Source organism: Xanthobacter pollutisoli (assembly GCF_040044995.1).
Lineage (GTDB): Bacteria > Pseudomonadota > Alphaproteobacteria > Rhizobiales > Xanthobacteraceae > Xanthobacter.
Genome location: NZ_JBDZDP010000026.1, coordinates 1 through 12,055 on the forward strand (window position 1 = coordinate 1; position 12,055 = coordinate 12,055).

At 66.3% G+C, this 12,055-nt stretch carries 20 protein-coding genes and 2 pseudogenes; 6 read left to right on the plus strand and 16 right to left on the minus strand.

What is annotated here, in order from left to right:
* Positions 1–210: 210 nt before the first annotated feature.
* The 10 genes from ABLE93_RS24000 to ABLE93_RS24045 form a co-directional block, all read right to left on the minus strand.
* Positions 211–945, minus strand: coding sequence for a lytic transglycosylase domain-containing protein (locus ABLE93_RS24000; protein WP_149578529.1), 735 nt, complete (start codon positions 943–945; stop codon positions 211–213).
* Positions 946–1,041: 96 nt separating this feature from the next.
* Positions 1,042–1,587, minus strand: a complete 546-nt coding sequence (locus ABLE93_RS24005; RefSeq protein ID WP_149578523.1) for a S26 family signal peptidase — start codon at positions 1,585–1,587, stop codon at positions 1,042–1,044.
* A complete protein-coding gene (locus ABLE93_RS24010) occupies positions 1,584–2,114 on the minus strand; it encodes a DUF2840 domain-containing protein (protein ID WP_373878253.1) in 531 nt (176 codons plus the stop codon). Before ABLE93_RS24010 ends, ABLE93_RS24005 begins: the two co-directional genes overlap by 4 nt.
* Positions 2,111–2,362, minus strand: coding sequence for a hypothetical protein (locus ABLE93_RS24015; protein ID WP_149578524.1), 252 nt, complete (start codon positions 2,360–2,362; stop codon positions 2,111–2,113). The genes ABLE93_RS24010 and ABLE93_RS24015 overlap by 4 nt, the downstream gene beginning before the upstream one ends.
* On the minus strand, positions 2,359–3,012 hold the full coding sequence (gene parA / locus ABLE93_RS24020) for a ParA family partition ATPase (RefSeq protein WP_149578525.1): 654 nt from the start codon (positions 3,010–3,012) through the stop codon (positions 2,359–2,361). Before parA ends, ABLE93_RS24015 begins: the two co-directional genes overlap by 4 nt.
* On the minus strand, positions 3,009–4,163 hold the full coding sequence (locus ABLE93_RS24025) for a replication initiator protein A (RefSeq protein ID WP_149578526.1): 1,155 nt from the start codon (positions 4,161–4,163) through the stop codon (positions 3,009–3,011). The genes parA and ABLE93_RS24025 overlap by 4 nt, the downstream gene beginning before the upstream one ends.
* Positions 4,164–4,178: 15 nt before the next feature.
* The gene (locus tag ABLE93_RS24030) at positions 4,179–4,460 is read right to left on the minus strand and encodes a helix-turn-helix transcriptional regulator (protein ID WP_149578527.1); all 282 of its coding nucleotides are present in this window, start codon (positions 4,458–4,460) and stop codon (positions 4,179–4,181) included.
* A 140-nt stretch (positions 4,461–4,600) separates the two neighbouring features.
* Entirely contained in the window at positions 4,601–5,104 is a 504-nt protein-coding gene (locus tag ABLE93_RS24035; protein WP_348842259.1) for a DUF2285 domain-containing protein, read from the minus strand.
* Positions 5,025–5,384, minus strand: coding sequence for a transcriptional regulator domain-containing protein (locus ABLE93_RS24040; RefSeq protein ID WP_309298307.1), 360 nt, complete (start codon positions 5,382–5,384; stop codon positions 5,025–5,027). The genes ABLE93_RS24035 and ABLE93_RS24040 overlap by 80 nt, the downstream gene beginning before the upstream one ends.
* A gap of 112 nt (positions 5,385–5,496) precedes the next feature.
* Positions 5,497–5,754, minus strand: a complete 258-nt coding sequence (locus tag ABLE93_RS24045) for a DNA -binding domain-containing protein (RefSeq protein WP_149578528.1) — start codon at positions 5,752–5,754, stop codon at positions 5,497–5,499.
* Positions 5,755–5,959: 205 nt separating this feature from the next.
* On the opposite strand from ABLE93_RS24045, the gene ABLE93_RS24050 reads away from it, so the two are divergent.
* On the plus strand, positions 5,960–6,178 hold the full coding sequence (locus ABLE93_RS24050) for a helix-turn-helix domain-containing protein (protein WP_138397488.1): 219 nt from the start codon (positions 5,960–5,962) through the stop codon (positions 6,176–6,178).
* A gap of 57 nt (positions 6,179–6,235) precedes the next feature.
* Here ABLE93_RS24050 and ABLE93_RS24055 read toward each other — a convergent pair.
* Together ABLE93_RS24055 and ABLE93_RS24060 are read right to left on the minus strand one after the other, a co-directional pair.
* Positions 6,236–6,412: pseudogene (locus ABLE93_RS24055) on the minus strand (DUF736 domain-containing protein); the annotation flags it as partial.
* 161 nt (positions 6,413–6,573) lie between these two features.
* On the minus strand, positions 6,574–6,873 hold the full coding sequence (locus tag ABLE93_RS24060) for a DUF736 domain-containing protein (protein WP_149578558.1): 300 nt from the start codon (positions 6,871–6,873) through the stop codon (positions 6,574–6,576).
* 143 nt (positions 6,874–7,016) lie between these two features.
* Between ABLE93_RS24060 and ABLE93_RS27080 the strand changes: the two are divergent.
* The 3 genes and pseudogenes from ABLE93_RS27080 to ABLE93_RS24075 form a co-directional block, all read left to right on the plus strand.
* Positions 7,017–7,514: pseudogene (locus tag ABLE93_RS27080) on the plus strand (tyrosine-type recombinase/integrase); the annotation flags it as partial.
* Between the two features lie 55 nt (positions 7,515–7,569).
* Entirely contained in the window at positions 7,570–7,932 is a 363-nt protein-coding gene (locus ABLE93_RS27085) for a tyrosine-type recombinase/integrase (RefSeq protein ID WP_408068511.1), read from the plus strand.
* 436 nt (positions 7,933–8,368) lie between these two features.
* A complete protein-coding gene (locus tag ABLE93_RS24075; RefSeq protein WP_149578558.1) occupies positions 8,369–8,668 on the plus strand; it encodes a DUF736 domain-containing protein in 300 nt (99 codons plus the stop codon).
* A gap of 96 nt (positions 8,669–8,764) precedes the next feature.
* Here ABLE93_RS24075 and ABLE93_RS24080 read toward each other — a convergent pair whose 3' ends face one another.
* The 4 genes from ABLE93_RS24080 to ABLE93_RS24095 all read right to left on the minus strand — a co-directional run bounded on the left by ABLE93_RS24080 (position 8,765) and on the right by ABLE93_RS24095 (position 10,388).
* Positions 8,765–8,905: a hypothetical protein gene (locus tag ABLE93_RS24080; RefSeq protein WP_348842260.1), complete on the minus strand. Its 141-nt coding sequence runs from the start codon at positions 8,903–8,905 to the stop codon at positions 8,765–8,767.
* A gap of 119 nt (positions 8,906–9,024) precedes the next feature.
* A complete protein-coding gene (locus ABLE93_RS24085; protein ID WP_149578546.1) occupies positions 9,025–9,411 on the minus strand; it encodes a DUF302 domain-containing protein in 387 nt (128 codons plus the stop codon).
* 45 nt (positions 9,412–9,456) lie between these two features.
* A complete protein-coding gene (locus ABLE93_RS24090; protein ID WP_245327175.1) occupies positions 9,457–10,146 on the minus strand; it encodes a c-type cytochrome in 690 nt (229 codons plus the stop codon).
* A 32-nt stretch (positions 10,147–10,178) separates the two neighbouring features.
* Entirely contained in the window at positions 10,179–10,388 is a 210-nt protein-coding gene (locus ABLE93_RS24095; protein WP_149578544.1) for an SHOCT domain-containing protein, read from the minus strand.
* A 178-nt stretch (positions 10,389–10,566) separates the two neighbouring features.
* On the opposite strand from ABLE93_RS24095, the gene ABLE93_RS24100 reads away from it, so the two are divergent.
* Together ABLE93_RS24100 and ABLE93_RS24105 are read left to right on the plus strand one after the other, a co-directional pair.
* A complete protein-coding gene (locus tag ABLE93_RS24100) occupies positions 10,567–10,845 on the plus strand; it encodes a metal/formaldehyde-sensitive transcriptional repressor (protein WP_138399103.1) in 279 nt (92 codons plus the stop codon).
* A 12-nt stretch (positions 10,846–10,857) separates the two neighbouring features.
* Positions 10,858–12,027, plus strand: a complete 1,170-nt coding sequence (locus ABLE93_RS24105; RefSeq protein WP_149578543.1) for a nickel/cobalt efflux transporter — start codon at positions 10,858–10,860, stop codon at positions 12,025–12,027.
* Positions 12,028–12,055 lie beyond the last annotated feature (28 nt).

The window sequence follows — 12,055 nt, forward strand, 5'->3', positions numbered from 1 at the left end:
AGCCCGCAAAAGAAGTCCATCACCCGCCTCCTGCGTTGCGTAACGCGGGAGATTTTACCGGGCGGCGAAGCTGTTGGTGGCGCGCTCTTCGGCGGGGAACCGTCCTGCCGATTACGGGCGGCAATCGGACGGTTGTGTCCTGCGTCTCCCATCCCGCCCCTCGCCTGAACACGAGAGGCCCCGCCAATCTGCGAATGAGCCCGGTCGTGGTCATTGCACGCCTCCAGAGCCGCCACGGGCGACGAACAGGCCAGCAGACTGCGGAACGATGGCCGAGATATCGCGCACGTCAGGTGTCGGCTGAGCATGATCCGTTGACATTGGATCTGCCGCTGACGTGCGCACTGGCTGCACGGCGAAGATCGGAGCTTGAGCCCAGGAGGGTGTCTCGACCGCCGGCGGAGAGGGTGATTTCGGCGCGGAAGGTTCGGCTTCGCCGCGCGCGATGTCCGGCGCCAACTTGTCGACGTAAGCGCGCGTCTCCGGGGGCAGCGGGCGTCCCTTCCGAGAGGCCTCGTAGCGGCCCGGCCCCGCATTGTAGGCGGCGAGGAAGCCAGGATTGCCGTAGCGATCGAACAACTCCCGCAGGTAGGCCGCACCCGCCATGATGTTGTCGTGCGGGTCGTAGGGGTCGTCGCCGAGGCCATAGTGGACACGCAGTTCAGCCCAGGTCTGCGGCATGATCTGCATCAGCCCCATGGCGCCTTTTGGCGAGGTAGAGCGCGCGTCGCCGTCGCTTTCGGCGCGCATGACGGCCCGGATCCAGGCTGCGGGAATGTCGAAACGCTCCACCGCTTCCGCGATGAAGTCGGCGTAGCGATCGCTTGACGACGGCGGGTTTTGTGGCCCTCGTGTTTCCGCCGCCATGGCTGTCATTGACCAGCCGCAGAGCACTCCGGAAAGGAGAAGAAGGACCAGCGCACGAGGGCAAATGAGCACGCGCATCGGTCCGCACGCGCCATCACAGGCGCGCAAAAACAGTCTCGTCCGCGGCATGACGGCCTCTCGACGTGTGATGAAGGTGAAGATGGTCGGTCGCCCTCAGCGCGTCGGCGCACGCCAGACGAAGTGCCCATCGCCGGCCTCATCGGTGTAGAGCGGCACGGCGCGGCCGATCACGGTGCTGGCGGGCAGTGGCCCGAAATACCGCCCATCGAGACTGTCGGGCACATCGAAGTTCATGAGGAAGAGCTCGCCGTGGGCGATGCGACGGCATCCGCGCCAGACCGGCAGGGGACGTCCCATGCGGTCGCGCTCCAGCGCCTCACCGTAAGCCACGCCATCGACGGTGATGGTGCCGTCTTTGCGGCAGACCTCCTGCCCGGGAAGCGCCGCCACGCGCTTCATCAATGGGACGCCGGCGCCCACATAGGCGCGCTCCACCAGGAAGCGGGCGAGCGCTGCCGGCGGCGTGATGGCGAGGAGGTCCATGACATCGAGCCTGCGCGCGGGCTCGATTTCGTAGAGCCCGACGGGCGCGCTGGCGGAGACGTTCCACACCAGCTTGAGCGGTGTCGGAACAAAGGCGGCCGCCGCCGCCCCCATCACCGAGAAATACGTCACCATGACATAGCCGAAGCGGGTCATTCTTCGCACTCCCGCCGCTTGAGCCACGCGTGATGGCGCTCAGTCGTGTAGGCGCGGGGCATGTGGCCGGCGATCAGGCGGTTGTGGACGTGCCGCCAGTGGTCGGGGGCGACATCCGCGCCGTTGACGCCGATGGCCTCGACGGCATCCACGTGCTGGAGCACTTTCTCGACCTTCGGCCAGCCGTCGGCGCGCAGCAGGATCTCTCCGCCGGGACGCACGAAGGGCAGCGTCTGGTAGGCCTCGCCGGGTGCGACGGCGCGCACGATGTCGATGCGCGACACCACGGTGCCGAAGTCGTTTGCAGCCCAGCGGACGAAGGCGAAGATGGAGTTCGGCGCAAACGATACGATGCGGCGGCTACGGTCGAGAGTTTGTGCCTGCGCAGGCCGGCCGAAGCGGATCCAGTTCTCGATCCGCTTCTCGATCCAGGTCAGCTCCACATGGGTGAGCGGGTCTGGGGTCGGCGCCGCGGGTGATGGGGCGATGGGTTTGGGAACAGAGGATGGCACCGGCGGGCTCATCATGAGGCCTCTCCTGATGTCGGGGGAAATTCTCGGGCGAGGAGATCGCGGAGCATGTCCGCGACGGTCTGGCCGCGACCGAAGGCGGCGATCTTGATGCGCCCGCGCAGGTCGGGCGTGACGTCGATGGTGAGCCGCGCGGTAAAGCCGCCGGTGACGTCATTTGACGTCTTCGCCTCCGCAGCCTTGATCCACTGCTCCGGATCAGCCGGCCGCGCGGCGAAGCCCTTGCGGGTCGGCGGTGCGCTCATGGTAGGCGTCCATAACCGGCGAGACCGACGATCTCCGCCGCCAGCGCCGTGATCTCGCGCGCAGCCGGGCCACGTTCGTCCAGCTCGCTGACGAGCCGCCCGGACTGTGCCGACATGGCGAAGGCGACGCGCTGGCCAATGGTGGTCGCGAGCACGGGCGGATCGTGATCCGCCAGCGTCTCGGCCGTCTCACGGGCGAGCACGGTGCGGGCACCGCAGCGGTTCAGCACGAACCGCGCAGCAAGCGCCGGTCGGTAAATGCGCGCCTCATTGAGGAGCGCGAGCATCTCCGCGGAGGCCCAGCCATCGAGCGGCGATGGCTGCGCCGGGATCAGCACGAGGTCGGCGGCGAGGAGCGCCGAGCGCATGAGGCCGGCGACGCGGGGCGGCCCGTCGATGACCACATGGTCGGCATCCCGCGCCAGTTCGGGGGCCTCCCGGTGCAGCGTGTCACGGGCGAGGCCGACGACGCCGAACAGGCGCGGCAAGCCCTCGCGGCTGCGCTGCTGCGACCAGTCGAGGGCCGAGCCCTGAGGGTCCGCATCGATGAGGGTCACGCGCCGGCCGCGGCTCGCCCAGGCGCCGGCAAGGTGCAGGGCAAGCGTCGTCTTGCCGACTCCGCCCTTCTGATTGAGCAGCGCGACGATCATCGACGGCCTCCCGATGCGTTCGCGGGAGGCAGATCGGCTACGGGAAGAGGTTCTGGCGCCTGAAATCCGTCTTTACGGAAAGACGGAAGACCCTCATCCTTAGAGGTGCGCAGATGGGCAGCTTTTTGGGCCGGCTGAGCGCGGTTATCCACATCGCCCGCGCGCCTTTTAAAGTTAGACTCTATGTTAGAGTCTAAGTTAAGAGCGCGATTTTGCGTTTTCGGGCTTAGGGTTAACCCCTGTTTCGGTTCCTGAAAGCACGAGGGGCCGGTTCCTGATGGCACGTGGCACCGGGTTCCCGATGGCACGAAGGGATTCACAGGTTGTCCACAGGCCGGCTCGAAGGCGAGCAGCGTGCGCGCACCCGCGTCACACTCCAGAAACAGGGTGTAGCCGGGCAGCGGCTGGCGGCGGATGATGTCCCGCAGCTCGAAGGCGAAGCGCTTGAACGGCGAGAGGCTACCGGACTTGAGGTGCAGGTGGCGGAAGTCGAAGCGCCAGCCGTTGTGCTGGCGGCCGCCGTGCTTGCGCACCAGCCGGTAGAGCCAGCGGTCGAGCCCGCCCGTCAGGTCGAAATAGGCCCGGTCGATGGTGAGAACGAGGGCATCTTCGAGAATGGCGCAATAGAACCAGTCAGGAACGATGAGCTCGATTCCCGCGGGTCTGCCATCCCGGTCGGTGCGCTCCTTCCACTCGTTGATCCAGGAGAAGCGATGGCGCCGTCCCTCGGCCCGCTGGCGGATCGAGGTGGACACGGTTGTGGATTGCAGCCGGTCGAGCGCCGCCTTCAGGCGCTGGTAGTCCCGCAGCGAGGTGCCGCGCCCCACGAACCTGAGGATCTCATAGGGGGTGGCGACCATGAAGCGCGACGTGCGCAGGCCAGCGTCGCGGGCCTCCACGATCTGGCTCGCCGCCCAGATCAGGATGTCGGCGTCCCAGATGGTCGCCATGCCGTGGTCAGGCACGGCCTCGACCCGGATGGAGACATCGCCGGCGGCAAAATCGATGGGCGCGATACGATGGGTCTTGGAGAGGGAGAAGAAGGGATAGGCCATGAGATCCTGCGCATCCCGTGGCGCGAACGCGCCGGGAAGCGCGCGGAACAGATCGAGCTGTCCGCGCTCCGGCTGGGAGCGATGCCGCGCCGCCATGGAGAAGGGTTCCGATCAGCGTGCGAAACGGTGGGGCTCGACAACGCCGGGCAGGGCGTGGCGCTTGGCCGGCAGCACGCAGCCGCGCGGATCGGAGGTGGAGGTGACGGCGCCACGGGCGACCCAGGCCTGCAGGTCCTCGATGGCATAGACGACGCGTCCGCCGAGCTTGCGATAGCCGGGTCCGGTTCCGTAGGTGCGGTGCTTCTCGAGCGTGCGGGGCGAGAGGCTGAGGAAGACGGCGGCTTCCTTGGTGCGCAAGTAGCGTGGCGGCAGCGGGACAGCGTCGGGTCGCATGGATCGAACCTCCGTGGGCGATCTCGGGCCGCTGGTCATCAGCGGCGGATGGCGATCACGGTGGCGAAGGGCAGCCGTCGAGGGGGATGGGGAAGTTGAGGGGGGCGAAAATCCCCACCCTCAGGATGCCGACGATGCGGCTATGGTCTTCTGCGATGACGCAGGAGCCTGAGATAGCCGCCGCCGATCATGGCGAGGCCGCCTTTGACGAGGCCGATGACCTTGTCGCGCAGCGCCGAGGTTTTCCAGGGCTCGGATGCCACGCGCTTGTGGCTGTAAAGGAAGATGGCGATGTCGCGATAGCTGGCGCCGTTCGCCCGACCATCGGCCGCCAGCATCATGGTGCGCAGCCGGCCACGCTGCTGCGCGGTGATGCGGGTGTCGGGGATCGCCGGCCGACCCTCGACAGCGCGCCAGAAGCGGGTCAAGGCCTCCACCCGTCCAATGGTGTCCGCGTCCAGCGGGATCAATGCCGCCAGCGGCGCGTCGGGGCGAGTCCCGGTCAGCAGCAGCACCTGCGCGGCATGAGGTGCCGGACGATGGACCCAGTATCGTCCCTCGGTGCTATCGCGCGGCGCAACCATGCCGCCGAACGACACGCTGGGCGCGCCCGGAAGAAACGCGGGCTGTTGGGCGAGAAGCACGATGGCCGGATCGACAACCGGCGACCACGGGACGTTCTGTTCCACAGCGGAGAGAGATGGCCGCGCGGCGAAATCGCAGCCCCCAGCGTTGCTCCACCTCCCGGGGGAGCGGGTCGGCGTCCGAGCCGGCCTTCACGAGGGACTGGTAGTGTTCCTGGTAGGTCTCGTCCCGGCGCAGGCATTCCCAGGCGAGGCCCTCCACCGACAGCGTGTCGAAATAGACGTAGCTGGCATCCTCTCGCCAGCGCGATGTATCGGGCTTCATCACTCGTCTCCGCATCCAGCGTGCGTGTCGAGTGAGGACAATCTGGGATTGAGAATACTGGGGGAAGTCTGCCAGGGAGCATCGCGTGATGCCGCAGCCGCATCACCCCTGCAAACGGGCTGCAACGTCAGACAGGGCGGTGGAGGAGGTCCTTGTAGCCGCTGGAGGCCACCCATCGGGCCCGGGCCAGATGGCTGTCATGGACATGACGGGCACGTTCGGACTCCCGAGCCGCGTCGATGCCGAACAGCACCGAGGCGATCTCCTCCCAGCCGGCGCCATCCGCCGTGGCGTCCAAAAGGCGCGCATAGAGCTTGATGTGCGCTCGGTCGTAGTCGGTGAGCTCGGAAGCGGACGGAGCGGTGTCTGCAAACGCGTCGGTCATGTCACCCCCCGTTTCCATGCCTGGCGCAGCCTTCGTCCCTTCTAGACGACGGCGGATGGTGAAGCGAGCCCGCGAGCCGGGAGCATCCCCGGGCCGCTCGGTGATCGATCGGCATCGGCATTGCCGCCGTCTAACCCGCTAGGGCCGCTTGATTACATATTATAGTTGATAAGCTCAAAGTGTGTAAATTGCGATCCGTCTGCGCATGGATATGCGCAAGCTGGTCGGCCGGAACTTCGCTCGCCTGCGTCAGGAAAAAGGCCTGACGCAGGAGGATGTCGAGGCGCGCTCCGGTTTCAGCCAGCAGTATATCAGCGGCCTCGAGCGTGGCCGGCGCAATCCGACGGTCATCACCCTCTACGAGCTGGCTCAGGCGCTGGGGGTCAGCCACGTCGAACTGGTGCGGCCGGACGGCAACGACTGACCGGTGAACCCGGTGGCGGGAAGGCCCCGGCCGGAACCGGCCGGGGCCTTGTGCGGCTCACTCGCCGCGGCGCCCGCTGGGGCGGGACCAGATCAGCGAGAAGGTGTCGGCGTCCTCGTCGTCGAAGAGGTTGGCGTAGATCGGGGCGTTGAAGCTCGGGTCGTCGAGCTTGAGGCCCAGATAGTCGCGGCCTTCGCTGGAGCGCTTGGACCAGGCGGCGCCGATCTCGATCTTATGTGGAGCTCCACATAACGTCGATTATGCGGAGAGCGGGATTATGCGGAGCGCTGGCCTGTGAGGTCTGTGTTGCCGCCGGTTTCGGCGGGGGTTCTGCTCCGCATAATTGCGAGGGTGGAAGGCGGGCGCCCCGCGGGAAGCGGAGCGCCCGTGGCCGGTCATCGCGACCAGATGAGCTTGTGCTCGCCCTTGTCGCCCTGGACCAGGGAGGCGTAGACCGGCGCCGTGAAGGACGGATCGTCGAGCTTGAGCGAGAGGTATTCGGTGCCCGTCTCGCGGGCGGTCCGGCTCCAGCCGGCGCCGAACTCGACGCCGTTGGCGGTGACGCGATAGTCGGGCGCCTTGTCGGTGTCGCGGTCGCAGGGCTTGATGGTGGCCTTGACGTTGAGGGTGAGGGTCTTGATCGTCCCGGCATAGGCGCCGTTCTCGTCGCGGGTGAAGGTGCCGATCTGAGCCATTGTCATATCTCCTGAGAGTTGCCCGAAGCCGCCCGATGAGGCCTCGATGGCGGTCGAGAGGCGACGGACCGGACGGCTGCACCCCTTGTGGGCCGCAGCGGCAGCGGAGGACGGTGGCAGCCGAGCTTGTTGTCCCGCGAGGAATGACCGCTTGCGGTCAGGGGAAGAAGGTCGGCGGAGCCGTTGCAGGCCAAGGCCGAACCGGCGCCAGACCAGCCCGGAAGAGAGGCCGCCTGGGGGCTTCGCCGCATGATCGGCAGAGATCGACGCAGGCGGTCGGCACCTCATCAGCACGTCGGCGACGCCAGCGCGTCATCCTCCCGCGGTCACCGACGCCAGGCTCCGAGCCAACGACACATGCCCCGCCCGATACGGCACAGACCGTGGCCGCGTTCGGACCGGCCATCCTGCTCCTGGCCCGACTGGGCCTCAGGGCCAGCGAAGTCGCCAACCTCGACTTCGATGAGATCGACTGGGTGACAGGCCGCATAACCCTTGCTGGCAAGGCGCGGCGTGAGGAGCGCCTGCCGCTGACCCAGGAGATCGGGGACGCCATCCTCGCCTATATCGAGCGGGCGCGGCCACGGATCGCGACGACGCGGGTGTTCCTGACGGACACGGCGCCTGTCCGCCAGCTGAGCCGGATCGCCGTGAAGTGCATCGTGCGCCGCGCCCTCGACCGGGCCGGCGTCAAAAGTGTCCATCGCGGCGCCCACGTTCTGCGCCACTCCGCCGCGACGTCCATGCTGCGCAGCGGCCGAGACCTGCTCATCGCTGCGTGGTCGGAGCGTCTCGCCACATCAGCTCCGGCACAGCTGCGCGGTCGTCATGCTGCAGGCCACCCACGACATCCGGAAGGTTGCCCTGTGGCTTGGTCATGCCGACATCCGCACGACGGAGGCCTATCTCCGCATGGACCCCTCTGAAAAGCTGGAAGCGATCGAGGCGGTCATCCCGCCGGAGCTCAGGCGCGGCCGGTTCAAGGCACCGGATGCGCTGATCGCTTCCTTGCTCTCGGACCTGGAGGCACCGGCCGGATCGGAACGGGTCCGCACCTGAAGCGGCTCTCTCGCCCAATCGCCCCGGTCCTGCACCGGCATCGTGTTCGACACGGTCTGTGCCGTATCGGGCGGGGCATGTGTCGTTGGCTCGGAGGCTGGCGTCGGTGACCGCGGGAGGATGACGCGCTGGCGTCGCCGACGTGCTGATGAGGTGCCGACCGCCTGCGTCGATCTCTGCCGATCATGCGGCGAAGCCCCCAGGCGGCCTCTCTTCCGGGCTGGTCTGGCGCCGGTTCGGCCTTGGCCTGCAACGGCTCCGCCGACCTTCTTCCCCTGACCGCAAGCGGTCATTCCTCGCGGGACAACAAGCTCGGCTGCCACCGTCCTCCGCTGCCGCTGCGGCCCACAAGGGGTGCAGCCGTCCGGTCCGTCGCCTCTCGACCGCCATCGAGGCCTCATCGGGCGGCTTCGGGCAACTCTCAGGAGATATGACAATGGCTCAGATCGGCACCTTCACCCGCGACGAGAACGGCGCCTATGCCGGGACGATCAAGACCCTCACCCTCAACGTCAAGGCCACCATCAAGCCCTGCGACCGCGACACCGACAAGGCGCCCGACTATCGCGTCACCGCCAACGGCGTCGAGTTCGGCGCCGGCTGGAGCCGGACCGCCCGCGAGACGGGCACCGAATACCTCTCGCTCAAGCTCGACGATCCGTCCTTCACGGCGCCGGTCTACGCCTCCCTGGTCCAGGGCGACAAGGGCGAGCACAAGCTCATCTGGTCGCGATGACCGGCCACGGGCGCTCCGCTTCCCGCGGGGCGCCCGCCTTCCACCCTCGCAATTATGCGGAGCAGAACCCCCGCCGACCGAGCCCGACAGATTGACCTATACGATCAGTGCCGTATCGATCGGCGTCTTCTTGCCCGAATCCTGCGCCGCTGCACGATCCGCCGCGACCAGAGCCAAGCCGAAGGCAGAAAATCGAAGCAAGGAAGATCTCTCTGGAACCGAGATGCTATCATCCATTTGCGCGGAATAGTCCGCGCATTCAACGTGATAATGCGGCGACGCGCCCTTTCCAGTAAGCCTAAATAAATCCAGGCGCCGGGAGCGACCCATGAGGATGCAATGCGCCCGAAACCGTGTCAGAGCGAACCGATCACGCTCTTGAGCTTCGCCTGGACGTGTTCGGCCGCCTGCTTGAGCCGCGGATTGTCGATCGCTTGCATTGAGGCGACGGGATCGATCGCCGCCACTTCGGTGTTGCCGTCCCCCTTGTCCTGCACGATGACGTTGCACGGCAGCATCGTGCCTACCTTGTCCTCAATCTCAAGCGCCTCGTGGGCAAGCGCCGGGTTGCAGGCGCCGAGAATGCGGTAGGGACGGAAATCGACATTGATCTTCTTCTTGAGAGTGTCCCTGACGTCGATCTCGGTGATGATGCCGAAACCCTCGCGCTTGAGCGCCTCAGTCGTCAGCCGCACGGCGTCATCGAAGCCGAGCGCAAGCGTTTTGGCGAAATAATAGCTCATGGTTCACTCCCAAGGCGTTCTTGCAAGACGCGAATATAGGAAAGTTCAACGCAGGCCGGAGAGATATTCGGCCACGGCCCTCTTATCGGCTTCGCTCAGCGCCGCCGCGATACGGCCCATCATTGTCGACGACGGACGCGCGCCACTCGCGAAGCGATCCAATTGATCGACGATATATGCCGCATGCTGTCCATTCAGATAGGGAGCGTCGGCCATCATGCCCATCATCGGCATCCGCTCCATCATGCCGCCTCCCATCATGCCCGTCACGGGCATGCCGCGTTGGCCGGACGCACGGTGACACATGGCGCAAGCGGGCATTCCCGCGAAGAAGATGCGCTCTCCAATCGCCGCCAAGCGTTGGTCCTTGACCGCGTCCGCCTTGCGCGACTGCTTGCCATAAAAGCTCGACGCATTCGCCATGTCGGCGTCGCCGAGGTCTGCCGCGATTGGCGCCATGATGTCCGACCTGCGAGTCCCATTCCTGAAGGCCCAGAGTTGGCGATAAAGGTAAGCCGGACTTTGACCCGCCAGTTTCGGAAATTGCGATTCGCTGCTATTGCAATCCGCGCCGTGGCACTCGGCGCATTTGGCATCGGCCACATGGCTTCCTAGCGCCGGGTCGCCTGCGCGCGCGCCATCCGATTGTCCCCGTGAGGCTCCCGTCATGGCGAGTAAACCTGCTCCAGCGATGAGAATGATCGCACCCGCTAATGAGATCGCCATCTTGCTCATTGTCATGGCTCCGCGACGTCACCCGGTCCGGATCAGGCGCTGAGGTCGCGCTTTTCCTGGAGGTATTCGTCGCGCTGGATTTCTCCCTTCGCGCAGTACTCACCGAGAATGTCGAGGCCTCGCGAAAGGCTTCGATCGTTACCGATCCGCACGGCGCCTCCAAAGAAGGAGAGGACAAGCGCAACGATCCCAACTGTCAGAAGCACCAGCAACAAAAAGGAGAGGATGCCGTCGGCATCCATCCCCAGCTATGTCTATCAGCCCGAGGGCCGTTCCACCACATCGGGGTCATTGCGCAGATTGCCAAAAGCCCGTCCGCCCCGATGTCCGCGGCCGGTTCCGCAAGTTCCCGTATTTGGCCCTGCCGCCGAGCGAAAGGAACGATTTATATAGGGTACCCCCCTATATTATAAACCCGTGATGGCACACACGATCAAGCACAAGACCAAGCTTCTCGCCCGCATCCGCCGAATCAAGGGGCAGGCCGAAGCCGTGGAGCGCGCGCTGGAAGCCGAGATCGGCTGCACCGACGTGTTGATGCTGGTCGCCTCCATGCGCGGCGCCATCAACGGACTGACGGCGGAGCTGATGGAGGACCACATCCGCCATCACGTGGTGAACCCGGACGCCGAGCCGGACCCCGAGCGTGCCAAAGGCGCCGCCGACCTGATCGAGGTCGTCCGCACCTACCTCAAGTGATCTGAGAGCAAGATGACTGCGTTTACAGACCTGCTCCAGCAGGGGGCCGCGCACGCCTGGCTGTTCATCCCCTCGGCCATCCTGCTCGGTGCCCTGCACGGGCTTGAGCCGGGCCATTCCAAGACGATGATGGCCGCCTTCATCATCGCCATCCGCGGCACGCTCACCCAGGCCGTCCTGCTGGGCCTCGCCGCAACGGCCTCGCACACGGCGGTGGTCTGGCTCATTGCCCTCGGGGGGCTGTATTTCGGGCAGCAATGGGGTGGCGAGGCCAGCGAACCCTATTTTCAGCTCGCTTCAGCCGTGGCGATCATCACCATCGCCGCCTGGATGGCCTGGCGGACGTGGCGCGAGCAGAGCGACGCGCATCACCACCATGAGGACAAGACCCGTCTCCTCTCGACCGCAGAAGGGGAACTGGCGCTCGACATCTTCGAGGATGGCGTGCCGCCGCGGTGGCGCATCTCCAGCCCCGGCGGGCGCATGCTTCCTGACGCCGAGCGCGTCTTTCTCGAAACCCTGCGGCCCGGCGGCGGCCGTCAGGTCTTCCCGTTCGTGCACCGGGGTGAATTCCTCGAGAGCACGCACGATATTCCCGAGCCCCATGCCTTTTCAGTGGAGCTTCGCATGCGCCTCGCCGACGGCGGGGAGGAGGTCCATGCCCTCGTGTTCGAGGAGCATGACCATGCCCACATGAATCTCGGCGACGAGGACGACGCCCACGCCCGCGCCCACGCCGCCGATATCCGCAATCGCTTTGCCGGCCGCCCGGTGACCACCTGGCAGATCATCGTCTTCGGACTGACGGGCGGGTTGATCCCGTGCCCGGCGGCGATCACCGTGCTGCTGATCTGCATGCAGCTGAAGGTCTTCAGCCTCGGCTTCGTGCTGGTCCTGTGCTTCAGCATCGGCCTGGCGCTCACGCTGGTGTCGGCCGGCGTGCTCGCGGCCCTCAGCGTCCGGCACGTCTCGCAACGTTGGTCGGGCTTCAGCGCCTTCGCCCGGCGCGCGCCCTATGCCTCGGCCGCGCTGATCCTGATGGTCGGCCTCTACACCGGCTGGCTCGGCTGGCATGGTCTTTCACGGGAGCACGCTCCGTCGGCCGGCATCAGCGCGGGCGCGGTGCAAGGCGATTTCTTGCCTGCGCCAACTTCGTATGGCGAAGCACGCCGGCTGGGATAAAAGGGCTTGTCCGCAGAGCAGCCGTCGC